Source organism: Moritella dasanensis ArB 0140 (assembly GCF_000276805.1).
GTDB classification, from domain to species: Bacteria; Pseudomonadota; Gammaproteobacteria; order Enterobacterales; family Moritellaceae; genus Moritella; species Moritella dasanensis.
In genome coordinates this window covers 126,090-152,167 of the sequence record NZ_AKXQ01000003.1, presented here as the reverse complement: position 1 = coordinate 152,167, position 26,078 = coordinate 126,090, and the positions used below count along the sequence as shown (strand labels likewise).

The 26,078-nt window shown below is 41.2% G+C and carries 21 protein-coding genes; 7 read left to right on the top strand and 14 right to left on the bottom strand.

The window, feature by feature from the left end:
• Positions 1–51 precede the first annotated feature (51 nt).
• A complete protein-coding gene (gene pabB / locus A923_RS0103595) occupies positions 52–1,446 on the top strand; it encodes an aminodeoxychorismate synthase component I (RefSeq protein WP_017220283.1) in 1,395 nt (464 codons plus the stop codon).
• A gap of 92 nt (positions 1,447–1,538) precedes the next feature.
• Positions 1,539–2,120, top strand: a complete 582-nt coding sequence (locus tag A923_RS0103590) for a CoA pyrophosphatase (RefSeq protein WP_017220282.1) — start codon at positions 1,539–1,541, stop codon at positions 2,118–2,120.
• Positions 2,121–2,219: 99 nt separating this feature from the next.
• Here A923_RS0103590 and A923_RS22715 read toward each other — a convergent pair whose 3' ends face one another.
• The 5 genes from A923_RS22715 to A923_RS0103565 form a co-directional block, all read right to left on the bottom strand.
• Positions 2,220–2,378: a YqaE/Pmp3 family membrane protein gene (locus tag A923_RS22715; RefSeq protein ID WP_017220281.1), complete on the bottom strand. Its 159-nt coding sequence runs from the start codon at positions 2,376–2,378 to the stop codon at positions 2,220–2,222.
• Between the two features lie 118 nt (positions 2,379–2,496).
• Complete coding sequence (locus A923_RS0103580) at positions 2,497–4,164, bottom strand: mechanosensitive ion channel family protein (protein ID WP_026006048.1); 1,668 nt, start codon at positions 4,162–4,164, stop codon at positions 2,497–2,499.
• 111 nt (positions 4,165–4,275) lie between these two features.
• The gene (gene hemF / locus A923_RS0103575) at positions 4,276–5,178 is read right to left on the bottom strand and encodes an oxygen-dependent coproporphyrinogen oxidase (RefSeq protein WP_017220279.1); all 903 of its coding nucleotides are present in this window, start codon (positions 5,176–5,178) and stop codon (positions 4,276–4,278) included.
• Between the two features lie 120 nt (positions 5,179–5,298).
• Positions 5,299–6,063: a ParA family protein gene (locus A923_RS0103570; RefSeq protein ID WP_017220278.1), complete on the bottom strand. Its 765-nt coding sequence runs from the start codon at positions 6,061–6,063 to the stop codon at positions 5,299–5,301.
• A 62-nt stretch (positions 6,064–6,125) separates the two neighbouring features.
• The gene (locus A923_RS0103565) at positions 6,126–6,905 is read right to left on the bottom strand and encodes a DeoR/GlpR family transcriptional regulator (protein ID WP_017220277.1); all 780 of its coding nucleotides are present in this window, start codon (positions 6,903–6,905) and stop codon (positions 6,126–6,128) included.
• Positions 6,906–7,160: 255 nt separating this feature from the next.
• On the opposite strand from A923_RS0103565, the gene A923_RS0103560 reads away from it, so the two are divergent.
• Together A923_RS0103560 and A923_RS0103555 are read left to right on the top strand one after the other, a co-directional pair.
• Positions 7,161–7,436, top strand: a complete 276-nt coding sequence (locus A923_RS0103560; RefSeq protein ID WP_017220276.1) for a hypothetical protein — start codon at positions 7,161–7,163, stop codon at positions 7,434–7,436.
• Positions 7,437–7,559: 123 nt separating this feature from the next.
• Complete coding sequence (locus A923_RS0103555) at positions 7,560–8,537, top strand: DUF2333 family protein (protein ID WP_017220275.1); 978 nt, start codon at positions 7,560–7,562, stop codon at positions 8,535–8,537.
• Between the two features lie 76 nt (positions 8,538–8,613).
• Here the strand turns inward: A923_RS0103555 and A923_RS0103550 are convergent, their stop codons facing one another.
• From A923_RS0103550 to A923_RS0103540, 3 genes are all read right to left on the bottom strand, one after another.
• Positions 8,614–9,627 carry a helix-turn-helix domain-containing protein gene (locus tag A923_RS0103550; protein WP_017220274.1) on the bottom strand — a complete coding sequence of 338 codons (1,014 nt, stop codon included), beginning with the start codon at positions 9,625–9,627 and terminating at the stop codon, positions 8,614–8,616.
• 17 nt (positions 9,628–9,644) lie between these two features.
• Positions 9,645–10,811, bottom strand: a complete 1,167-nt coding sequence (locus A923_RS0103545) for a carbohydrate porin (RefSeq protein ID WP_157532752.1) — start codon at positions 10,809–10,811, stop codon at positions 9,645–9,647.
• A 137-nt stretch (positions 10,812–10,948) separates the two neighbouring features.
• Positions 10,949–12,277, bottom strand: coding sequence for a metal-dependent hydrolase family protein (locus tag A923_RS0103540; RefSeq protein WP_017220272.1), 1,329 nt, complete (start codon positions 12,275–12,277; stop codon positions 10,949–10,951).
• Between the two features lie 397 nt (positions 12,278–12,674).
• Here A923_RS0103540 and A923_RS0103535 point away from each other — a divergent pair, with 397 nt between their 5' ends.
• Together A923_RS0103535 and A923_RS0103530 are read left to right on the top strand one after the other, a co-directional pair.
• Positions 12,675–13,499, top strand: coding sequence for an SDR family oxidoreductase (locus tag A923_RS0103535; protein ID WP_017220271.1), 825 nt, complete (start codon positions 12,675–12,677; stop codon positions 13,497–13,499).
• Positions 13,500–13,535: 36 nt separating this feature from the next.
• A complete protein-coding gene (locus tag A923_RS0103530) occupies positions 13,536–15,026 on the top strand; it encodes a carboxypeptidase M32 (RefSeq protein WP_017220270.1) in 1,491 nt (496 codons plus the stop codon).
• 182 nt (positions 15,027–15,208) lie between these two features.
• Here A923_RS0103530 and A923_RS0103525 read toward each other — a convergent pair whose 3' ends face one another.
• From A923_RS0103525 to norV, 3 genes are all read right to left on the bottom strand, one after another.
• The gene (locus A923_RS0103525; RefSeq protein WP_017220269.1) at positions 15,209–15,544 is read right to left on the bottom strand and encodes a TehB family protein; all 336 of its coding nucleotides are present in this window, start codon (positions 15,542–15,544) and stop codon (positions 15,209–15,211) included.
• Positions 15,545–15,605: 61 nt separating this feature from the next.
• Complete coding sequence (gene norW, locus A923_RS0103520; protein ID WP_017220268.1) at positions 15,606–16,763, bottom strand: NADH:flavorubredoxin reductase NorW; 1,158 nt, start codon at positions 16,761–16,763, stop codon at positions 15,606–15,608.
• Positions 16,760–18,271, bottom strand: a complete 1,512-nt coding sequence (gene norV / locus A923_RS0103515; RefSeq protein WP_017220267.1) for an anaerobic nitric oxide reductase flavorubredoxin — start codon at positions 18,269–18,271, stop codon at positions 16,760–16,762. The genes norW and norV overlap by 4 nt, the downstream gene beginning before the upstream one ends.
• A gap of 170 nt (positions 18,272–18,441) precedes the next feature.
• On the opposite strand from norV, the gene norR reads away from it, so the two are divergent.
• Positions 18,442–19,995: a nitric oxide reductase transcriptional regulator NorR gene (gene norR / locus A923_RS0103510; RefSeq protein ID WP_033197535.1), complete on the top strand. Its 1,554-nt coding sequence runs from the start codon at positions 18,442–18,444 to the stop codon at positions 19,993–19,995.
• A 101-nt stretch (positions 19,996–20,096) separates the two neighbouring features.
• On the opposite strand, the gene A923_RS0103505 is transcribed toward norR, so the two are convergent.
• The 3 genes from A923_RS0103505 to A923_RS0103495 form a co-directional block, all read right to left on the bottom strand.
• Positions 20,097–23,141, bottom strand: coding sequence for an Ig-like domain-containing domain (locus tag A923_RS0103505; protein ID WP_017220265.1), 3,045 nt, complete (start codon positions 23,139–23,141; stop codon positions 20,097–20,099).
• Positions 23,142–23,150: 9 nt separating this feature from the next.
• Complete coding sequence (locus tag A923_RS0103500) at positions 23,151–24,455, bottom strand: OmpP1/FadL family transporter (RefSeq protein WP_017220264.1); 1,305 nt, start codon at positions 24,453–24,455, stop codon at positions 23,151–23,153.
• A 306-nt stretch (positions 24,456–24,761) separates the two neighbouring features.
• Positions 24,762–25,835 (bottom strand): MBL fold metallo-hydrolase, encoded by a 1,074-nt coding sequence (locus A923_RS0103495; protein ID WP_017220263.1) that lies wholly within the window; start codon positions 25,833–25,835, stop codon positions 24,762–24,764.
• Positions 25,836–26,078 lie beyond the last annotated feature (243 nt).

The following is a 26,078-nucleotide window of genomic DNA, read 5'->3' as shown; positions in this document are numbered from 1 at the left end:
GCTGATTTATGCTAATCTGCGCGCATCAAAATTGAGAGATATGCTGCCGTAATGAAAACACTTGTCATAAAACCAATTGCCTTTCCTAGCAATGGTATCCACCCATTCTTTGCCCCGCTAAGTCAGGCACCTTGGTCCATTTTACTCGAGTCAGGATCGGCCGATCACATTGATAGTCGCTTCCACATTATCGTTGCAGACCCTATCGCCACTATCGTTACAGAAGATAAGCAAACCACCATCCATCAAGCCAGTGGTAAAACAGTGACGAGTGAAGATTCATTCGCCGTGTTGCAACGTCTTAATCAACAGCTCATTGGCGAAGTCTCGGCGCATACAGTGGATATTGAATTACCTTTCATCGCTGGTGCACTGGGGTATTTTGGTTATGACCTTGGCCGTAACATTGAAACGATTGCCAACACAGCCAATAACGATCTGCACTTCCCTGATATGGCTGTCGGTTTATACGATTGGGCGATTGTGGTGGATATTAAATGTCAGCAAGCATGGCAAATACAATTTAGCGACAACGCCGAGCAAGCTTGGCAACAACGTCACGATTGGTTAGCTGAATGTGGCCTTGGCCAAACAGCAGCAAACCCAACGTCCACGTCTACCTTTGAGCTCCAGAGCACTTGGCAGTCGAATATGTCCGAGCAGGCATATCATCAAAAATTTGCCCAGATCCAGCGCTATTTACGCTCTGGTGATTGCTATCAAATTAATTTAGCTCAACGCTTTAACAATCAATACCAAGGTGATGAATGGCAAGCTTACACCACCTTAAGTCAGCATAATAAAACGCCCTTCTCAGCGTTTATGCGCCTTGAAAATAAAGCGGTATTATCTATTTCACCCGAACGTTTTATCCAAGTTAAAGACAGTAATATTGAAACCAAGCCAATTAAAGGCACCCGCCCACGTAGCCAAGATCCGCAAATTGATCTGGCCAACGCACAAGCATTACAAATAGCCGAGAAAGACCGTGCTGAAAACGTCATGATTGTCGATTTGCTGCGAAATGATATTGGTAAAATAGCGGTGCCGGGTTCGGTCAATGTACCGAAACTATTTGACGTCGAAAGTTTCCCCGCAGTACATCATCTTGTCAGTACGATCACGGGTAAGTTACCTGCAGATAAACAACCGAGTGAATTACTACGCGCCTGTTTCCCTGGTGGCTCAATCACGGGAGCACCCAAAATCCGCGCAATGCAAATCATTGAAGAATTAGAACCACATCGTCGCTCGTTATACTGCGGTAGCATTGGCTACTTATCAGCGCATGGGCATATGGACACCAGCATTACTATCCGCACGTTATTGTGTGATCGCGGTGCAATCTACTGCTGGGCTGGCGGCGGTATTGTGGCAGACTCAGTGGTCGAAGAGGAATATCAGGAAACATTTGATAAATTAGCGAAAATATTACCTATACTTTAAATTAGTCATCCAGTACTTTAGTTAATAGGCATAATAACCCAGTGATTAATCAAAAGTACGCTGGATCAACATCATAAGTTGCAGGGACGCATATGGATATTAATTCGTTAACTTCACGTTTTGTACTATCACCTCGTGATCAGTCAATCAGTAAACTAACCAAAGTATTTACCCCTGCAGCCGTGCTCTTTCCGATTGTCGAACGCGATAAAGAGTTAAATCTCATTCTCACGCGCCGCGCATCACATTTACGTCACCACAGTGGTCAAATAGCCTTACCGGGTGGTAAAACAGAAAAAACAGATAGTTCGTCCATTGCCACTGCATTACGTGAAACCCATGAAGAGATTGGCATTCCCGCCAATAAAATTACCGTATTAGGCACACTACCGAGCCGTCCGACGATTAGCCGTTATTATGTCACCCCAGTAGTGGCTTTGGTCGACAGTGATTACCAAGCTAAAATTGATCCAAATGAAGTAGACGAAATTTTTGAAGTTCCGCTGTCTTTTTTACTCGACGACGATAACCATATTATTGAGAAGAGTTTATTTAAAGGTAAATACCGTGAAGTGATGTTCATGCCTTGGGGTAAGTATCCGATATGGGGAACGACGGCAGCCATTATTAAAGATTTTTCAAAACATATTAGATCGCATGAAGCCCAGACCTAAAGACACACCGAAAACATACTCGGTACTATCGGTGTGATGACTAAATGTCTATCTTACGGTACCTATTTTCGACCCCTATCAACCCCCTATCTACTAACCCTATTTCAGCACTAACCAAAGTGCATGCACCATGCCAGGGATAACAAACAGAAAGCAAAGTAAGATATTAATCAGCAAGTCTTTACCTGCGCCATTGTTAAGAAATACAGCGACAGGTGGTAAGAATATAGCCAAGATTATTAACACTATTTTATTCATCTGATTTTCTCCAACGGCCGTGAATCATCACATCAAGTCATTTCATTATAGAAGTCTTATCACCGCCAGTCCAAATTAAGACCGACGGCAATCATTAAATCTAATCTTAACCTAACAATTATTCAGCTGGTTTTTCTACCATATGCAGATGCACGTCTTGTTGTGGGAACGGGATAGACAAACCTTCTTTATCAAAGCGGATCTTCACTTCACGTGTGATATCCCAGTACACATCCCAATAATCTTCTGTTTTCACCCAAGGGCGGACAATAAAATCAACCGAAGAAGTATTGAGTGTATGCAGCTTGATTATCGCTTCTGGGTTCTTCAATACCAGTTCATGAGATTGCACAATATCAGCTAATACCGTTTCAGCTAGGGCGATATCATCGCTATAACCAATACCAAAAACCATATCAACACGACGAACACGTTCATGGGTAATATTTTTAATAATATCGCCCCATATTTTGCTGTTCGGTACGATAATAACTTGGTTATCAAAGGTCTTAATCGTGGTATTCACTAGGCTCATATGGGCAACTTTACCTGATACACCACCCGCTTCAACAAAATCACCTTCATCAAATGGACGGTAAATCAGTAGCATCATGCCAGACGCAAAGTTAGACAAGGTATCTTGCAATGCAAAACCAATCACTAAACCTGCCACACCAAAACCAGTTAAGATTGGCGTTAAATCAACACCTACTTGCGACAATGCAATCAATAAACCAATCGCAAAAATTACATTACCCGACATCGAGATAAAGAAATCTTGTATCAAGCGAGATAATTTCAGGTTAGGCGATGCTACGGCTTTTTTAACCATAGTGCGGGTTAGTTTTTTCAACCAACGAAACCCTAAAATAATAGCAATAAAGATCAGTATTTTGAATAATAATTCAGGCGCATTATTGGCTAACCAATCACCTGCACCCTCACCCCAAGTAGAGATAATCGACAAGATTAAATCCACATTAAGTAATTCGTCAGTCAATGTACCGGTGGCTTGAAACAGCTGTTGTTTATATTGCGTCGTGTCTAAAGACATTTTATCCGCAAGCGTCACCAAAAACTGTAACGTCGTAATATCATTATTTACCTTACGCTGAGCAAGGATATGTTCGATCTGTACTGTGGTTTTCTCACCTTCGGTAGCCGACTTAAGCTGTTTACTTAACAAGGCTTCTTGTTGATTATCAAAAGTCAAAGACGCTGACATGAATCCAAGTCGACGTTCAATATCACCAATTAAGGCTTTTTCTTTTGCTGGTGCAGATTGATCGAGTAACTTCAACCATTGATAATTGGTCCACTGGTCGGCTAATAATCGCGTTGAAAAACGACGCGACTCATCCAATGATTTCTGCGCTAATAATTTACCTTCATTAGTTTCTTCTTCTAATGCTTTTTCAGTTGTTGCGATCTTATTTAATAGATACTTTGACGCATCTGCAATAAACGTCACCTGCTGATTAACTTGCTTTAACAAGATGCCGTGAGTCTCATCGGTACGCTCATCAATAAGCTCTTGAATCACTTCTCGCAGTGCATCATTTTTATTTAATAATTGTAAACGCACGACATCTCTGGCTGTACCAGTCATGTCTTTTGATTCGTTATATAACACCGAGATGTCATTATCGAGCTTATTTAGCTTTTCTATTTGTGGTGAGGTTATTTGTGGGGTCGCTATTTGTGATGAAACAGCTTGTGGCGAAGATACTTGGGCAAAAGAAAGGCTAGGCACCAATAACATCAACAATAAAACTATAATTCTCATTATTACTTCAACTTTATCATTAGGGTTTAACAAGAATAGCAAAGCAAACAGCATTTGCTAGAATGGAAGGCATTAAAAAACCACGCGATTAAGCGTGGTTTGAATCAAATACTATACCCACGCTTGTGGTTGTGAGACCACATCGACTAGCGCTTGCTGCGCAGCGTTCTGCGGTTCTAAATCATCATAGTGCCAACTAGCAAGTGGTGGCATCGACATCAAGATTGATTTTGTGCGGCCTTTACTTTGCAAACCAAAAATAGTGCCACGGTCAACAATCAAATTAAACTCGACATAACGCGTACGACGGAACAATTGGAACTGACGTTCTTGTTCAGTATATGGCTGATTTTTACGTTTAGCGATAATCGGTGCATACGCTTGGGTATACCCGTTAGCAACAGACTCAATAAAGCTTAAGCTTTTCTCGATATCCCATTCATTCAGATCATCATAAATTATACCGCCGATACCACGATATTCTTCACGATGTGGCATATAGAAGTATTCATCTGCGTCTTGTTTGAATTGTTCATACAAGTCTTCACCAAATGGGCTAACCGCATCACGGGCTGCCGTATGGAAGTGACAAGCATCATCGGCATATAAATGAATAGGCGTTAAATCGAATCCACCGCCTAACCACCAATGTTGTTGCCCATCATTATCTGTCACCATGAACATACGCACGTTAGCATGACTTGTTGGTGCATGTGGATTACGTGGGTGCACAACCACTGACACGCCCATCGCTTGATATGACATACCGGTAAATTGTGGACGCTTAGCCGATGCAGCAGCCGGTAATTTATCACCGCTCACCATCGAAAAGTTCACACCCGCACTTTCATATACTTCGCCATCACGTAATACACAACTCGTCCCCTGACCTAAATGGCTAGTCCAATTATCGGCAATAAACTCGCCTTTGGTTTCTTCCGCTTGAAAAGCCGTGATAATCGTTTTTTGGATATTACGAAAAAATGATTCTAAATCATTGATTCTGACAGTCATAAACACCTTACTTACAACTTAAGTGACACCGCCTATACACGGACACCTAAAAAGATTATGAATAAAAAAACCCCATACTGAGTATTAAAGTATAGGGATCTAAAAATAGTTTATTTCGTATTATGCAGAGATCTCAGCGTACAGATCGCAAAATTGCTGCGTCACTTTATGCTTCGGCGCGCAATTGATCAAGGGTTGGGAGATATTATGTGATTCTTTTATTTTCACTGAACTGTGGATCAGGGTATTTAAAATCGGTAGATTTTCAGCCCTTAGTTCTGCAACCAGTTTTCGAGGTAAGCTGGCTTGCCCTTGGTACTGATTCACTACAATCCCTTCGACACGTAATTTATCATTGTGATCTTGTCGTGTTTCTTCAATGTTGGCTAACAAACTGTATAAACCACGACGTGAAAAGTCGTCACAATCAAAAGGAATCAAACAAGTATCCGCGGCGATTAAGGCTGACAAGCTATAAAAGTTAAACGCTGGCGGCGTATCGATATACACTTCATCATAGTCACGCTTTAACTTCACCATCGCATCACGCAATTTATAGATCTTATGGCGTTGCTCTAATTTAACAATCAAGTCACCCAGTAATTCAGATGCGGGCATAATAGATAAATTCGGAAATGCAGTTGGGGTAATAAAATCATGATAAGGCCGGCCTTTCATGATGATATTGAGTGTCTGCTCAAAAAACTCAGCAACACTAAATTCAACCTTATAATCATTACCTAATAAATAAGCGCTGGTATTACATTGGCTATCTAAATCGATAATCAACGTACGCTTACCTTCTGATGCAGCAATGGCCGCTAAATTACTGCAGATCGTAGATTTACCTACGCCACCTTTTTGATTAAACACTACACGGATCACGAGATACTCCCTTCTCTTAATGATTTAATTCGTTAATTTGCTAACTGGCTATTTGATCATGCTTAACTGTCTGAACTTGCTTCGCAGACGATCGATTCCACTTGGTGTAGCTGTAATAATTTCGCTAACTCTTCTGGTGGTTCTTTGTCGGTAAATAATTTATTCACCTGATTTACATTACCAATATTGACCATAGCATTACGACCAAACTTAGTATGATCAAGCGGTAAGAAAACCTCTTGTGAACACTCGATTATCGCTTGCGTTACGCGCACTTCTTGATAATCGAAATCCAGTAATGAACCATCCATATCCAAGCCACTAATAGTGACGATGCCAAAATCCATTCTAAACTGCTTAATAAAATCAACCGTCGCTTCACCAACCACTCCGGCATCTTTATTACGCACTTCACCACCAGCAACAATGACTCTGAAGTCCGGTTTTTGCATCAAAATAGTGGCTACATTAAGGTTGTTGGTAACAACACGTAAATTGGTATGATTAAGTAATGCGCGCGCCAATGCTTCAGACGTGGTACCAATATCAATAAACAGTGATGAACCATCTGGAATTAACTCAGCCATCGCCTGTGCGATTTTCATTTTTTCTTTGGCTGTCTTCTGCTTACGGTTAACGTATGAATCGTTAACAACACTGCTTTCTAATAGTGATGCGCCACCATGATGACGGCGTACTAAATTATTTTCTGCTAATTCATTTAAATCTCGGCGGATAGTTTGCGGGCTTACTGAAAAGTGTTCAACCAACACTTCAGTACTGACAAAGCCTTCTTCTTTAACCAACGAAATTATTTTTTGGTGACGTGTATTTTGTCTCACATCTTTCTCCCTGTTTTCCCTAATGTCATTATTGAAAGGGAGTTAATATTACCCCTTAGTTTATATCATATTTACACCTGTAAACCTGATAAATAGCGTCAATAAACAAAGTTTAACGTTATTTTGAGATATACTCATGCCTGTTCATTCATATACTCATACCTGTTAATCAATAATATCACGCAGTGAACACCAGCTTAATAATGGCAAATAACGACCATTTCAAATAACAGCAACACGACGAGACAATAACAAATGGCTTCAGATCCCGATAAACTCCTCAAAAAGCATCCTGGATTAACCCATTCGGAACACCAAAAGGTGACTTCTCACGTACAGCGAGAAAAAGACGAGTGGTTTCTCAATACCGTGATGATAAAAGGCTACACAGTGCCGTTTAAATTTAAACGTAAAAAAGCCTATAAACCGTTAACCGGTGCAAGTGTTAACATCACCTACTATCCAGAGGTCGAAACGGTTGCGGGATTCAAAATAGAGATCATGCATGTGGTCAGAATTAAAAAATCATAGCCTATTTTATGTGGCCTTGAGCCTGGCTTTTTTTATATAGTGATTAAGCTTGTTGCAAACATTTCAGCGAGTTACACTAGAGTAAATATTACTAACTTAACGATGATTCGAGGGAACGACTAGATGAGTAAATCTAAAATAATTACCGGTATTGCTGCGATCAGCATTATCTTTTATGCCACTTCAGTTTATTGGAGTGTTGAACCAGACAATTTTAGTCCAACACAAGTTACGGAAGAACTGACTAAAAATAATGCCGATATTGCGGTTGGTTCTTACATGACTGCAACGCTAATTAAATCGATTCAAACGTTAGATGGAAAAAATGGCGGTTACCTAAGTAATTCAGTATTACCACCCGCAATTTTGATGGACAACATGCCATCATGGGAATATGGGTTATTAGAACAGTCTCGTGACCTTATGTTGGTATTACGTCGTGATTTAAGCCGTTCACAAACGCAATCAACTGAAAATAAAGACTTACAAAAAGCACACGGTTCATTAAATGTTGAACACACGCGTTTATTCCCAACCAATGCTAACTCTGAATACAAAAAGACAATTGCTGAACTGCAAACATACCTCGACAAATTAAACGATTCGCAATCTAAAAACGCACAATTTTATGCGCGTGCAGATAACCTAGCAGAATGGTTTAAACAAGTTGAGAAACGTCTTGGTTCATTGTCACAACGTTTAAGTGCGTCTGTTGGCCAATACCGTATCAACACGGATTTATCTGGTGATCTTGGTGCTGAGCAATCAACATTCACAGAGTCTGGTTCTAACGTTAAAACACCGTGGTTAGAAATCGATAATGTATTCTGGGAAGCGCGAGGTTCTTCTTGGGCACTGTATCATTACCTAAAAGCAGCTCGTATTGATTTTAAAGGCGTATTACAGAAGAAAAATGCACTAGCAAGTGTTGACCAAATCATCCTTGAATTAGAAGCATCACTTCAGCCTGTCGGCAGCCCGATCATTCTTAATGGTGCTGGTTTTGGTTTTTTTGCTAACCACTCGCTGGTAATGGCAAACTACCTGTCTCGTGCAAACGCGGCTGTTATTGACCTACGTAGATTACTAGAACAAGGTTAATCAACACAGACTTCAAATCTTAAAACCCGTAATGCAATTACGGGTTTCATTATCTCCCTTCTTCATATTACAATCTTCAAGCAACCGCGATCATCTTTCGATATTGTCGAGGTGTCATCTGCATTTGTCTTTTAAAAGCGCGCGTAAAATGTGCCGAATCAGAATAGCCCATTTTACTCGCAATAAGTGTAATCGATAAATCGAATTCGGAGAGCAGCTCTAAAATTTGATCCAAAATAATACCTTCCACCAACTTACTGTAAGTAATCCCTTCCTTATCAAGGCGGCGTTGAATTGTCCTGACGTTAATATTCAATACCTCGGCAGCAAGTTTTATGGGTAATTTACCCATAGATAAATAAGGTTTGATCGCGAGCTTAAACGTTGACGAAAATGTTTTATCTAATACCGAACTAAGGTCTAACGCATTTAGTTTCGGCGCTGTTGGCAGCATAACAGCTGAATGGATTAAATCATCCGAAATTGAAAATGCAGTGACAGGCCGAGCTATATAGAATTGTGCTTGGGATAATTCTGGTAACGCTTGGTAATCTTTAGCATCATGATATTGAATGCCAACATTAACTGGTTGCCACTTGCCTCCGGTTAATGACTTCAACAACTCATTAATAAAAATGACTGAAAACAACTCTGTATATTTGAACCATCGCTCATCGGTAGATGATTTCTCTCTCACTAACCACCATTGTCCATTTGTATATTGTGTACTTAAATTAGCACCACTCGATGCATCCTGTAATTGTTGACAAAATTCATCGAGTGCCGATTTCAACGTGTCTGTTTGCGTTAATTTTGCTACAAACTTGGGGATATAAACTTCTTTACAAGCACTCCATAGGAGTAGCCCAAAGTCTTCTTTCGTGGTTCGGGTTCCGAGGATTTTAACTAGGTTATTTATTGTCGTCTCAGGTAGGTATTGATATTCATTTTTGTGATTATAAATATCCCCTGGAATATTTGCTTCACGTAATAATGTAAACATATTATCATTCATCATTTCAAATATGCCAATAAAAAACTGCACATCTTCCCTTTTTACGACAGCGATAGTATCGGTTTTTTCTGTCATACAAATCCTTTTAAATACTAAATAACCACCCTTGCCCGAATACCAAATACCCAACTACTACTTTCTGTAGAGAATGCAGGGTCTTTAATATACTCAATATCAGGGGTGATCTGAATGAATTCGTTTACCTGCACATTATAGTAGATCTCTGTGGTGAATTGGCTGGAGTCCCCAACCAGATAAGCACCTTCAAGATTGTCATTAACATTACTCCAGTTAACGGCAAAGCCAAGATTATTACCCTCCCCCGCAAGACCAAAATAACCGAATCCAGCAGAAATAGATTGATCATAAAGTGCTATATCGCCTTCAGAAAAACCACCTCTAATAAATGGCATTAACTGAGGTGTGGCAAAATAACTGGCAGAAAAATTAATGCCTTGCCCCCCCTCCGAACTTGTCAGATTATGCTGAGTACCACCGTCAAGATGCCAAGCGGTAAGGTGGAGATTATCGGTATAAATTTGCTCTTGCGATGCTGTCCAACCAAATTCAAACGTCGAGAACAGCTTATGATCATTAAACAATGTATCAAAACCAGCAAGTGGGTCATCCGACTTCCCCTTGCCATCAGCCACTCCGCCAACCATATATAGGTTGTTAGTTAGCATATGAGCAACCGCCAGTCCTAAAATGCCGTCATCAGGCAAGCCCATAGCACCACTTCCGGTACTAAATGCCAAGTTACTAAAACCAGTCCAAGGGCTTGCAAGCGCGTAAGTATCGACATAATCAGTGGTATCAAGATAACCAGCTACAAAAGACGTATTCCCACCGTTAAGTTTTTGCTTCCAGTATAAATTAGTTAGTCGTGCCCCTTGGTCACTGTATGCAGGACCAATCATGCCAGCATAACCCAAGCCACTGCCAATAAAAGTAAATTCCTTAGGGGATAGGTCACTAAAAGCGTGGCGGTGCTCAACCTTCCAAACAATGCCCCCCCGATTACCGGACTCGAGTCCAATAAGGTTCCAAGCACCGTAGAATCGAGCAACACCTGCAGATGCTTGGTCATCACCGCCAGCGGTCGGGTCACTAGCCGAAAGGCCCAGCACTTGATAATCGAGTCCGAAGGTTAAATCCTGTTTTGACGCTAGACTTTCTCGCCAAGATTGCTTTACCCGATTATTATCATTGAGGGTATTATCAACCGTATCAGGACCGCCAAAATTAGTATCGGCCATAACATTGAATGTGATACACGATAACCCTAATAAAACTAAGGAAGTCAATTTATGAAAAATATACATTTTTTCACCAAATATTAATTTGTCTAATAGCGCTATATCGAGAGTAGGGAAGCCCCACCCTCCGGTGTTTCTTATAAGGTATTTTTATAAATCTTGCCATCTTTCATAATCAACTGGAACTTCTCTTCATATTGGTTCAACACTTCGATATCTTCCAACGGGTTACCTTCAATTAAAATCAAGTCTGCATATGCTCCAGCTTCAATTTTACCTAAAGAGCCATACTTATACGGATTCATACCACCACTCCAGCTGAGCACCTCAGCCGCATTGGAAGTGCCCATTTTCATAATTTCAAATGGTGTAAAACCTGCTTTTTGCATATACGTCATGTTCTCAGCTTGGGTTGTATTATAAGCTGGTCCAAACATGTCACCACCAGTCACGATTAAAAGCTCGTGCTTCTTGGCCCATTTGAACATTTGTAACGCGCCTTCATAAACTTTAGAAGCTTTGTCCTGTTGATCAGGGCTAAAGAAAGTAATGGATTCAGGATTAGCAAACGCTTTAAGTGACATGGCGGCTTGAGCAGATAGAGCGACACCTTCTTTTTTCATTCTTTTAATCGTATCTTCTGAGACAAGAAAATTATGCTCAATACTTCGGACTCCGGCATCAATAGCTCTATTCACTGAACGATCATGATAAGCATGCACCGTGACATAAGTACCATAATCTTTAGCAACTTCAACTGCAGCTTCTAATTCTTCAACTGACATTTGGGTCATATGAACGGGATCAAACTCGCTAGCGACACCACCACCTGCCATGACTTTGATTTGTGTCGCACCAGCTCGAAGGTTTTGACGCGCAGCACGGCGAACCTCAGTCTTACCATCCACAATGTAGCCAAAACCATGACGCTCTAAATCGTCAACGCGTCCAGGTTGGTCGTTAAAACTGCCGGTATCTGCATGACCACCCGTTTGACTTAAAAAACCACCAGAAGGATAGATTCTTGGACCATCCATCAACCCCTTATTTATTGCTTTCGCAATACCTAACACATTACACCCCGCATCACGGGCCGTAGTAAAACCTTGATCTAAATATTGCTGTAACGAAACGTAAGTTCTTGCGCCCATCGCCATTTGGTCATAATCATCTCTGCCAACTAACATTCCCTCTTGAAGACACAGGTGAGAATGCATATCAATGAGCCCTGGAATCATCGTCTTACCTTGACCATCAATAACAGTTGCATCAGCTGATTTAATCTCATCCTTAGAAATCTTTGTAATTTTATTATCCACAACTAAAACGTGGTGATCTTCGTAGAGTTTATCTTCTGTACCATTAAAAATATCAACATTAGTGAACAAAGTTGTCGCAGCGTTTGCAGACAAAGCTAATGAGCATGCAAGCGCAAGAGCCGAAAGTTTAATACCTGAGTTTTTCATGATTACACCTATATTTATAAAAATATGGAATCCACTTCCCTTCATAATTCCCTATAAGTTTTCGCTATAAGCATTGAAGCGACGGCATCCAACAAAAATGTCAAACAAACAAAGCTGCAATGATTTAGAGGCAATAATAGTCAAATTAAATAATTTAAAATGGCCATTTGATGACACGTTATATTATGCGAGCAATATCTGTTTTTAATATTATCGAAGTATAGTTGTTATTTTCATTTGTAATTTAGAGTCTTAGAATAAAAAAATAGCGCCAGCACAATGTTGTAAATGAGGCTTTTTTGTCGCTGTAATTCATGACAAACTGCTTAACTCGCAATTTATAAGCAATTATTACGCTTAAAATTATTAACTTAAAAGTGTGCAAAGGAACGACTGAATGAAAACAGTATTAATCACAGGCGCCTCAACAGGGATAGGCTATCACGCTGCAGTGACACTTAAAGCCGCAGGTTATCGTGTCTTTGCAACAGCAAGAAAGTCCGCAGACGTAAGCGCTTTAATTGGCCAAGGTTTTGAAAGTGTACAGCTGGATTTAAGCTCGACAGAATCAATCACTGCGGCAGTTACGCATATATCTAAGCTCACCGAGGGTAAGATTGATGTACTGTTTAATAACGGTGCTTATGGTCAACCCGGTGCGGTCGAAGACTTACCGACTGATGCATTGCGTAAACAGTTTGAAGCGAATGTATTTGGTTGGCACGAATTAACCACCCAAATCATTCCGTTAATGCGCGCCAATGGTCGTGGTCGCATCATCCAAAACAGTTCAGTATTGGGCTTGGTGGCAATGAAATATCGCGGCGCCTATAACGCCAGTAAATTCGCGATAGAAGGTCTCACTGACACGCTACGCTTAGAGCTGCGAGATTCGCCAATCAAGGTATCATTAATTGAACCAGGACCTATTGTGAGTCAGTTCAGAGCCAATGCATTAGCTGCCTTTCAGGAAAACATTGATATCGAAAACAGCGTGCATGCCAAAGACTACCAACAACAAATCAGCCGCTTGGGCAAAAAAGATGTCAGCAATAAATTGACGCTAGGACCTGAAGCCGTCACCAAAGCGCTGATTCATGCGATTGAAAGTAACAGACCCAAGGTGCGTTATTACGTGACCTTTCCGACCTATTTATTTGCCTTGTTAAAACGTATTTTACCCTTTAGAGTATTAGACAACATTTTAGCCAAATCTGGTTAGTATTCTCCCTTCCTCTTATCCTACTTTGGAATGAACATGACAAAAAAATCAGCTTATGATCAGCTATCTAAACATTTTAAAAAGATCCATAACCTAAGCCATTTATCGTCTATCTGTGGTTGGGATCAAGCGGCGATGATGCCTGCGGGCGGTAACGAAGCACGCTCAGAAGCGATGGCTGAACTTGCAGTCATGATCCACCAGCAAAGCACAGCACCACAACTTGCCGATTTAATTAAACAAGCGCAGTCAGACCAATTATCGACAGAACAACAAGCGAGCCTAGCGGAAATAGATCGCAGCTGGCAGCAAGCTAACATCGTGCCTGAAGAATTAGTTTCAGCTCAATCGTTAGCAGGTTCTAAATGTGAACACGCTTGGCGTACCCAACGTAAAGAAAACGACTGGGCTGGTTTTGCTAAAAACTTAAAAACAGTCGTTGAGTTATCACGTGAAGAAGCCAGCATTCGCGCACAAGCTAACAACTGCAGTAATTACGATGCCTTGATGGATTTATACGAACCAGGCATGACGAGCGCACAGCTTGATCCGATCTTTGATGACGTTAAATCATGGTTACCAGAACTAACGCTAGCTGCACAAGAAAAACAAAAATCAGACAAGGTTATTATGCCAACCGGTCACTTTCCGATTGCCGCACAGCAACAGTTAGGTTTGAAAACGATGGGCATTTTAGGCTTTGATTTTAACCACGGCCGTCTTGATGTATCAGCGCACCCATTCTGTGGTGGCGTATCTTCAGACGTACGTATTACTACGCGTTACGAAGAAGATGACTTTACTCAAAGCTTAATGGGCGTTGTCCATGAAACCGGTCATGCACGTTATGAACAAGGCTTACCTACAGCATTGAACCACTTACCTGTTGGCCAAGCGCGTTCAATGGGTATTCATGAAAGCCAAAGTCTGTTATTTGAAATGCAATTGGGTCGTAGTGAAGAGTTTTTAACTTTGCTAACGCCAGAAATTAAACAAGCATTCGGTGGCACAGATACAGCTATTTATAACCCATTAAACTTAAGCCAGTGTTATACCCGCGTAAAACCTGATTTCATCCGTGTTGATGCCGATGAAGTGACTTACCCTGCGCACGTCATGCTACGTTATGAAATTGAACAAGCATTAATGAATGGTGATATCGAAGTAGATGATATTCCAGAGTTATGGGCACTGAAAATGCAGCAATATTTAGGTGTGAATACCAAAGGTAATTACCGAAACGGTTGTATGCAAGACGTGCATTGGACCGACGGTAGCTTTGGTTACTTCCCGTCTTATACATTAGGCGCTATGTATGCAGCGCAGTTTATGACAACGATTAAACAAGAAATGGATGTATCTGCCATTATTACTAGCGGCGACCTATCACCTATCTTCACTTGGCTTAAAACCAATATTTGGCAAAATGCGTCACTACTGAGTACTAACGACTTAGTGAAGCAAGCCACTGGGGAAACATTAAATCCAGCGCACTTTAAAGCGCATTTGCAGGCACGTTATTTATAATTTATTTACAAACGTCGGTTTATAAATATCGGCATATGAATATCTGTATATAAATATTTGTATATAAATAGTATCGTTTAAACGAATAAGCGTAACAACCGACTAATGCAATCCGTCTGTTGTTACCGCCTCTCATTATTTTAGATAATAGCCTTAAGCAACTTTCATCGCAGTTTAGCCAGTTACTTTTTATGATATAAAGCTTGATCCGTTTTATCCTTATCAGACCAAAAATTAATATTGAACTGCGCATCAGGGCTTAATTCAATACGGTGCCAATATTGCGGAGGACTCGTTGCAAATTGTCCCGCTTCAATCACTACTTTTATTTCAGGTTCTGTTGCTTCACTATCGGCAAAACCAAAATAAGTCACCACCCCTTCCATCACACATAACTGCCCGAAAACATCTTCAGCTGTATTGTGATGACTGAGTAACGCCTTCGGTACATTTTCATTAGTGAAAAATGGGGTTGAACGTTGAATTTTCCAGTTTGCTGGAATACGTTGATGGGACATAATATTCTCCTAATCATACAAGTTTTAAGGCCTTATAGACAAAGACCTACTTTGTTTTTTATTAAGTATTTGCAGGCAATGCTCTAAGCAGCGGAAAGGCATTTTTCATATGATCTTGCGTCACCACAAAACCAATTAATTGCTCTGCGCTATCATAAGCCTTTGCCGTCATGCCTGATGCTGTCATATCGATCTGCCAATTTGTATCAGCTGCCGTCGTGCTACCACTTAACTGCATCGGGTATAACGGTGTTTTCACTTTGACTAACATCGCCGGAAACATGACTTCAGTAGCAGTGCCGTTGAGCGTTTTCGCTAACGCGTTAGCACTGAGAATGATTGGTTGTAAAAAGGCTAAATGTTTACCATCAATCTCAGCGCAATCTCCTAGGGCAAAGATTGACGGGTCGTTAGTTTTTAATTGCTTATCAACCACGATACCGCGATTTACTGCTAAACCAGCTTGGCTTGCTAACGCCGTATTGGGTTTCAAACCTGCTGCGCACAACACACTATCCACATTGGCGGTATGGCCGTTCTTAAAGCTAACCGCAACGCCGGTGTCTGTTTTAGTCATACTACTGAGCTCATTACCCAGTTGTAATTCCACCCCTTGTCTTCTCATGGTTTGGTAAAGCTGAGATGACACAAATTCAGGCAGTAAACTCGGTAGTAATGCATCAGCACGGTCGCTTAATATCACCTTATAATCCGCAATGGCTAAGTCCATCGCGATTTCAGTACCCACTAACCCCGCGCCAACAACTAATACAGATTTAGCCTGCGCCAATTTATCTTGTGACAGCTGATACTCATCCAAGCTGTTCAACGTAATAATGTCTTTCGCTGCATCACCCTCTACAAATGGCACAAACGATTGCGCCCCCGTGGCTAGTACCAAATTTTCGTAGGCAATGTCGATACCCTGACAACTCACCGTCTTCTCTAAACGATTAATTTCATCAACACGGGTATGGTTCATCAGGGTAATATTATATTCCGCGGCGAAGTCAGAGCCGCTTTGCTTAACCATATCTTGCGCCGTCAACTTCTTGCTAAACACATGGCTTAATTCTGGTTTGACATAATCATCACCACTACCTGCGGTGATGATAATAATTGCTTGATCTGCACTTGTGCGACGAATTGATTTAACTAATTGATAGGCAGCAAAGCCACTACCTATAATGACAATACATTTTTCATTAGCATCAATCATGCTACCGCCTTCTTGGTTTTTATTTCTTCAAATACATCCTTACCTAAACCACATTCAGGGCAAAGGAAATAATCAGGTACTTCTGACCATGCTGTACCGGGTGCGACATCTTGATTCGGCTCACCTTGGGCAGGATCGTATACCCATTGGCAAACTGTACATAACATCGAAGTATCTGGACTAAACTGCACGACAGCGCCGTCTTGCATTGGCTTTACGACTTCAACGGCTTGCGGCTCTTGTTCTGGTACTGCTTGTTCTAAGACGGCTTGATTTGCAGCAGGTGCAGATACATCAGTAGCAGGGGCGCTTGTTAGTGCCCACTCTCTGGCGATCATGCGTCCATACTCACGGCATTCTAATATTGCTTTACCGTCTGGTCGCCACTTCGTTTTAAGACTCTCGAAGCGTTCAAAACCAGCGTCTTCTAAGCGGCTTTCAATGCGGTCAATAGCACCACCATTCCAACCATAACTGCCAAATGCAGCCGCTTTTTTATTTTTAAAACGTAAACCAGTGATCTCTTCAAGCATGCCAGCGACTTTCGGCATCATCACGTTGTTCATCGTTGACGAACCCACTAACACCCCTTTAGAAATAAAGGCATTGGATAAGATTTCGTTTTTATCATGACGTGCGACATTAAATACTTTCACCGCAACCTGACTATCAACCTCATGGATACCTTGGGCAATCGCATCTGCCATCATCCGAGTATTATTCGACATTGAATCGTAAAAAATAGTAATACGGTCTTCTTGGTATTTATCTGCCCACGTTAGATATTGCTCAATAATCTGAATTGGGTTGTCACGCCATACCACACCGTGCGCTGTTGCAATCATATCAACAGGTACATTCAAGCTTAATACTTCTTTAATCTTAGCGGTAACCAACGCACTGAATGGCGTAAGAATATTGGCATAATAACGTAGACACTGATCCATTAATTCTTTGGTATCGACTTCATCATTAAATAAACGTTCATCACAATAATGCTGACCAAATGCATCGTTACTAAACAGTACGGCATCACCTGTCATATACGTCATCATGCTATCAGGCCAGTGCAACATAGGCGTTTCAATAAACACTAACTGCTTGCCATTACCCAAATCTAAACTATCCCCCGTCTTCACCACATTGAAATTCCAATCTGGCTGGTGATGATGACCGACAATTGAATCGATGGCATTTTCGGTACAATAAATCGGTGTATTGGGAATTTTATTTAACAATGCAGCGAGCGCACCTGCGTGATCTTCTTCTGCGTGGTTAATAACAATGTAATCAATTTTGTTAAGGTCAATTTCTAATTCTAATTGCTGGATAAACTCGTAACAAAACTTGTGGTCAACCGTATCGATTAATACCGTTTTTTCCTCTTGAATCAGATAACTATTATAACTTGTGCCTTTCTCAGTTTTAAATTCAGTGCCGTGAAAATCACGTACTTCCCAATCACGCTGTCCAACCCAAGAGATATTATTTTTCACATGAATAGTCATATTGTATTCCAATTAAAGAGTTAACGAATTTATATACTCTAGTAATTGCATCTACCGTGCCAACTTTTAAGTGGTTGATTTTATTGGGTCCGCATTATAACCACTGTCATAATGACTACCTTTACACATTGTCATTATGACTATACACTGTCGATAAGACAGTATTTTATATGATGATAACAATGCAACATGATACCAAAGACCTTATCCATATTGCCTTGGATTTAACCGCCAATATTTCCAGTCAAGATCGTTTCGAACGCTTGTTAACAACTATGCGCAAGCTATTCAACTGTGACGCATCTGCACTACTAGAATTTAAGGGACAACATTTCAAACCCTTAGCAATTAATGGCTTAAGCGCAGATGTATTAGGCAGGCAGTTTAATATCAATGAACACCCAAGATTAGAAGCGATTGCCAGAGCAGGTGATGTGGTTAGATTCCCAGCGGATAGCGACCTACCCGACCCTTACGACGCGCTGATCACTTCGCATCAAGGTGATTTACATGTACATGCGTGTGTTGGCTTGCCTTTAATGGCAAATCAACGCCTGATTGGTGCACTGACTATCGATGGTTTTAATCCGCACCAGTTTGATAACTTCAGTAATGATGAACTGCGTACCGTTAGCGCGCTTGCTGCTGCAACACTGAATGTGGCGTTATTGATGGATAAATTAGAAAAAGTGGCGGGCGCGATGACCGAGTCAGACCCAGCCAAACATCAACCGCAAAGTAACACTGAAATTATCGGTCAGTCTGCGCAAGTCCAAACTTTAAAAAAAGAAATCAGCGTTGTAGCCAGTACCGACATGACCGCGCTCATATTAGGTGAAACAGGTGTTGGTAAGGAATTAGTCGCCACGGCAATCCACCAGCAATCGTCTCGCGCAGATAAACCCCTGATCTATCTTAACTGCGCCGCTTTACCTGAATCTATCGCTGAAAGTGAATTGTTCGGCCATGTTAAAGGCGCTTTCACGGGGGCCATCAGTAACCGTAGCGGTAAGTTTGAATTAGCTGATAAAGGTACTTTATTTCTTGATGAAATTGGTGAGTTAACCCTGACCTTACAGGCAAAATTACTGCGGGTTCTACAATATGGTGATTTACAACGTATAGGTGATGACCGTAATTTAAAGGTCGATACGCGTATCATAGCTGCAACCAACAAAGACTTAAAAGAAGAGGTACTTGCAGGTCGATTTAGGGCGGATCTTTATCATCGTCTCAGTGTCTTTCCGATTATGGTATCGCCTTTACGTGAACGCGGTGAGGACATTCTATTATTGGCTGGTTTCTTTATGGAACGTTGTCGCAGCAAGTTGCAATTAAGCCATTTGAGTTTAAGTACTGCTTGCCAAAATACACTGATGAGTTATCCCTGGCCTGGGAATATTCGCGAGTTAGAACACAGCATTAATCGCGCTGCAATTCTCGCCAGAGCAGAAGCTAAAGATGAATTAGTGATACTGCAACCTGCACATTTTAGGATTGAGCATTTACCCATTGAAGTAGCAGATACGACGGAGCAAGCGACACACCCCGTCACCACGATACCCGTGGATAATTTACGTGACGCGACCGAACAATTTCAACGACAGTTAATCAGTAACGCACTCAAAGAAAATAATCAGAACTGGGCGGCAACCGCACGCCAGCTTTCTATCGATGTGGGCAACCTGCACCGATTGGCCAAGCGGATTGAATTGAAAAAATAACGATGGAAAGAGTAAAATTGGAAGAGCAAAAGGCCGCCCATTTATATTAATAAAAATGGGCGGCCTTTACTTTAGTGACTATCTAAATGACGATTCAAGTATTACTTCATCGGTAATGATATCTGCCTTAATGAAACAGCACCAGGTACGAGCTCAAGCGTCATTGTTGCACTCCCACCACCAATGCTCACATCAATATCGATATTGTTTTTATTGGATAAACTAATTTCCATACGACCATCATCTAAAAATTCGATTGGCCCTTGCAGGTCCATTGTGATTGGATAACTGTGTAAGTTATGTGATAAGTCTAAGGTTACGTGCATATTTGGCGAGTCCATATACACATCAAGTTCAATAATGAAATTAAGCTGTTCTGTGTCTTCGTTCCAAATAATATAACCCGTTGGTACTACTGTTTTCCCATCAACTATAGGATAGCGCGGACGCATAATCATAGTGCCAGTCGGCGTATCCGAGTCAATAATGCCAATTAATTTAGCTTGTACATAAACATCAGATGAAATCATCTGCTGAGCATGAATCGTTACCGGAATTCGATTATTAATAGCATCGTACTTCCCCACTTCTGTTGGCATAAATGCACTAATAAAAGTCTTCGAATAATTTTCATCACAACTAGAGCCAATGGCACAACCCGTTTGAGCCGCTGTCAGTAAACCTCCAAAACTACCCTCTTTTACTCTTAATTTTGCATAGTTACTGGTTAACGTTTCTTGTCCTTCATTCCAACGGTAATCACGGTTACTGTCCGTCGTTGGCATCATCAGCGGATTAAATACAAATTTGTCTACTGGTGCAGCCCTAAACGGAATGCGAATATCAGGACCGCCTTGGTCTTCAGCACTCGACTCTTTCAGTAATGTCGTCTGCAATGCATAACCCGCATCACTACAGATGGCTGAGCCATTAGTACAATCAACACCTTCTTTAGTTGCATTCTCTTGTGAGATTAATGAGTATTGATAAACATTGTCACCTTGGTCTTGCCAATTATTTGTTGGTGAGAAAGTTAATATTTTATTATCATATTTCATCACACCCGGAACCGTTGATTGACAAACGCCCGCGCTATTTACAATTTCCACACGGAATGAACCAGCATCACAGCTATCACCTAGCACTAAACTTGCTTTATCAATTGGCTGGCTAAAGGCAATAAAAATGTCGCGGTCGGCCTGTAAACTAAAGATATTAAATTTATCATCATCAGCTAATCCACCGTCACAACGTCCGGCAATATCATTAGCATAATTAGCGTCAACTAAGGCACAGGTATAGCCAGGAACAGTGCCTTCAACCATAGGAGATGTTTGTCTTAATGCTTGGGCTTTATAAGGCGTGGTAAATGTTTGCTGCACATATGCAGGGTTACCTGCTAAATCTTTAATACTACCAGTTATGGTGTACTCGGTTGCAGAAGATAAGCTTGCTATAGGATCAATAACGATAGACGAACCATCCTGTGAAATAAACGTCTCAACAGCATCACCGTTTTCATCTTTAAGCACTAAGTTCTGGAGTGACGATAACTCAAGTGGTTCATTATAGGTAACCGTAACATTGTCACCTAAGCTAAAGTGAGTAATGTTCTCTGCCGGATAAGCAGATTGGAATTGAGAAGATTGAACATCAACCGCTGCATCTGGTGTTTCATCCGCTGTATACGATTCCATATGGAATGATACTTGCGCATGGGCATTATCCACGCCCAAAATTTTCACATCAATTTCACTGACGGCATCAATAATCATCTTAGCGCCTTCCGTTCTCACGGTGCCCATCAATTCAAGATGCATAATGTTCTGGCTTAAGCCGCCATTGGCTTTACCGTTAAGCTTACCGTCTTCGTCATAACCATCGGTAGTCATGGCAACATCCATAAACAGATGTAATTGCTTTGGTGCATACTTATGGTCTGAGCTGTTGTTATTAATTAAATAACCTGTGGCATCAGAAATGTTCGTCATACGAATATTACCGGTATCGAAACCAGTTGGGAACTCGCCACCCACTTTCACTGTTAGGCTTGAGCTATTTAAAATAGAGCCTTTACGAATAACCAGTGGTGCAGCATCATCAAAGCTACCTAAATTCGCTAATTCAGTCACTAAGTCTGAATCAACATAAGTGGTATCGTTGCCACCAATCAGTACCGACTTAATCGTTACCGCATTGGTCAATTCACCAGAATAAGGCGATGCCTGGTTATTATCATTCATGGTAACGTTCATTGGTTTAAACGCATGATCACCAGAATCTAATACCGTGAAGGTTTTTTCTAAGCCCGCAAAACGGTTACCCGCCATGTCTTTAACGCCATCACTGACGATAAGCTCATAGCTGGCATTAACATCAAGATCGACCGCGGGATCAAAAGTGACATAACGCCCTTTAGCAATCAAATAACCGCTAATTTGCTCACTTGTGCCTACTTTTTGAAACTTAAACGTATCACCTGCGATTAATGTCTTGGTATCAACATCATTAGTCATGCGTAGACGTAATGTCGTGAATGTTGTAAACGGTAAATCATCGCTCGGGAAAAAACCATTCGCATCCAAAGCAAAATTAGCCGAATCTTTCGCTAACCGAGTAGTGAACGTCAGAGGATCTTGCGCTGTGCGCTCTGCAGTAAGTTCATTATCGCCATCAGCTTCGTTAATCAAACCAACCGCGTAAGTGACAGTGTACAGCTCACCCGCTTTAAGTGCTTGTGCTGGTTTAAATGCTAAACCATTGGCTTGTGGGTTATTAGAGTCTGTGGCAAAACTGCCTTCAGTCACTTCAACCGATGTCACGTCAATAACAGTACCGTCACTGTCTGTTAAAGCAAATTCGTGTGCAACAAACCTATCTAACGGATGCGAGAATGACAACAATACCGAAGTATTAACAGCAACATCTGCTTGGCCGTTTGATGGGAATGAATAAAATTCATGAGCGTCAAATAGGCTTTGTGCTCGACGTTCAGCTAATGCCGCACGACTTTCTTCAGCGGTAAGCGCGACTACTTCAGCTTGTTCATTTTCTTGTAATTCAACACCACAACCAGCAAGTGAAATCGCCGATGCTACTAGACTGTACTTGAAGAAAGTATTTAAACGAGAATTAATTGTCTGCATAAGACCGCCTTAAAACTTAGTCGCGAATGAAAGAGATATCGTTGATACAGTGCCTTCCAATTCAACTGAAGAGTTATTTGCGCTGTCTTGATGAGTAATAGTGTGGTTTGTTGGATCAAGTACTTGTAACTGATACGCTAGATCTATCTGCCAAGGGTAAGCCGTTAAACCCGTGCCTTTATGAAAATATGATATACCTGCACCAACAACCAATTTATCTGCACTTAAGTAGTTCACATCCAATGTTGCTTTTTCTGGGTCTAATGGTGAGACCTCATAACTTGCACCCGCCATCACTTTAACGGTGTCGTTAAAGTTAAGTTCCATACCTGCGCGTGGAATGATGATATCTTCAAAGCCAACACTGGCTTGATCTTTCACCGTGTCGTTTAACATTAATGCATTTAAATCAGACCAGTTTTGTTGTTCTGCACTGAAGGCAAAGCTAACCATCCCCGCTTTAATACGCACACCGGCAGAAATGATATCTGGCTGATATGCATCATACGTTAATAGATTAATCGGTAGGTCCGTCACTGTTTGAGTAATCGTGGCAGCCGCTTTAATGTTTGCTTGACCATAACTTTCACCACGGAAAGCCGCAGCAAAGGTAATACCATTACCAGAACAACTCGCCGCGGTTCCACATAGCATACGGCCTAAATCTAAGGTGATACCCGCGATTGGGGTAATAACAGGTTCAGCCGCGATCGCGACACTTTCATTACCCGCTGCAGTACCATCGAGTTCACTTTCTAAATTCATCGCCGCATCTGCATGTAAAGAAACTTGCGCACCACCACCAATCGTTAAACCAGGTACAATTTGGATAGAACCTGACGCTGCAACAAACAGTGGTTTCTCACCATAATTGGCTAACTGACCCGTTTCTGATGTCGACGAGCTAAATGCCATCATCTCGGTACCGTAATTCTCAATGCCAGCAATCAAACCAAAATATATTGGGTAAGAAAAATTAAACAGATTGGTGACATTAACATTCATGCCAGCAAGTATTGGTTGCGTTGCTTCATCAAATGTTTGCTCACCAGCAGTAATATCAGGCGTTGCTGATAATAAACCGACATACATCTCACCTTTGCCTGCAGTGGCTAGTGCAGATGGATTGTAATACGCTGCTGATGATTGTGAGTTGAATAAAGAGAAAGATTGAGCAGAGGCAATATCAACAGGTGATAAACCAAATGTGGTGCCTAAATTACCCATGCTAGCCTGAGCGGTACCCGCTGTCAGCGCGAAAGCTACCGATGCAGCAAGTAAAGAGATATTATTAGAAAGTGTTTTCTTAGTCATTGGTGCTAACTCCATTTAGCGAAACTAAAATAAGTATTCTCTAGTGGCTCCAGCCACAACAACGGAATACCTTCAAATTGTTGAACTTAATTAAACATACCCAAGTGGACACGTTGTCATTTCTGAGAGTAAACATACCTTAATTGCCATACTCAATGCCGTGCATAAATCTATTTACGCCATCATTCAGACACTAATGAGCTAAAAGCATTAGCCGTAACTTAATACCTAGTTTTAAACTTCCGACACTGACTTAGTTATTCCAATTTACTTAGTGTTTATACTCAAACTAAATGAGTAGCGATGCTAAAAAGCAGAGATCCATGCAAATGGCGCTGGTAATAACGCTGTAGCGCCGTCAGCTTTAACCGCATCAACTCGTTGGATAAAATCACCGATATTGGTCATTCGCACTCCTTTTACAGCGTTTTGTTGATTATCAACACTGCTATTATCAGAAATGTTATTACCAAAAAAATCCTCCCAATGGCCCATAACTATCATACCCGGTTGCGTCTGTTGCAAAATGGCTTCGGGATAATCATCAACCTGATGAAATGCCGCGACACATAATATCGCCATATCAACTGCCTTACTATCTGCCATCACGGGCATTAACCCATCTGGCGAGTTACTAGCTGCATCTTGATAATGAATACGATAAACAGGTTGCTGCTGGTTATCTAAAAAGTCGATAACGTAGGCATATGTCTGCCCTTCTTTCCAACCATAAGCCGTACTTGGTAATTCAGTTAACGCCTGATCATACTTTCCTGACATCACTTTTATGCCCATAAAGTGTGGCGCATGATCGGATTTAATCGGCATAATACGAATAGTGTTATTACGGTTATATAACCACCTGCCCGGCTGTTGACCATCCGCGGCATAATCAGTGATATCCAACAAACGTTTATCATCGATAACCGCGGTAACAATATTTTTCATTGTCGTCGAACCCACGGCTGTTGTCGTTGGCATGTGTTCCTGCATGATATAGGGCACATCCAGTAAATGATCATAATGAGCATGACCCACTAAAATGAATTCGGCCTGCTTTGCCGGTGCCGGTAATAATTTATCAATAAGGTCGTGATCGGCCGCAATTGACAGGGGTAGTGTCACACTCAGCAAGCTCGGATTGGTAAACGAAGGCGCAGTCATAATACTGTCATCACCATATTGAAATAAGTAACCTCCAACACCGAGATATTGAATATTCAACTGTTTTCCATCCCGCAGTAACCCCTGCCCATCCACTTGCTGCAGCGCAAGGTCAGGATTATGATGTACCACTAAATCATCCACAGACGTAGAACAACCCGTTAATAACCCTGCCATCACGCTACAAAACAATACTTTCAATGTATAAGCCTTCATTCATCCCTTCCTATTATCCCTTTCTATCATCAATGTCGATGTCTTTATTGCCCGTATATTAAAATAACAAAAAAACCGATATCGACACTAATTAATCCGCGTTTAATATCACATTGCATTGAAAATAGTACTGACAATGGTACTTTGAATGACTAACACATTAATTTGTTTCGTTACATTTGCTGTTTTCGAACACTGTCATTTTTCGTCATTATTGATACCTAACTTGTCATTTTGTTGGCA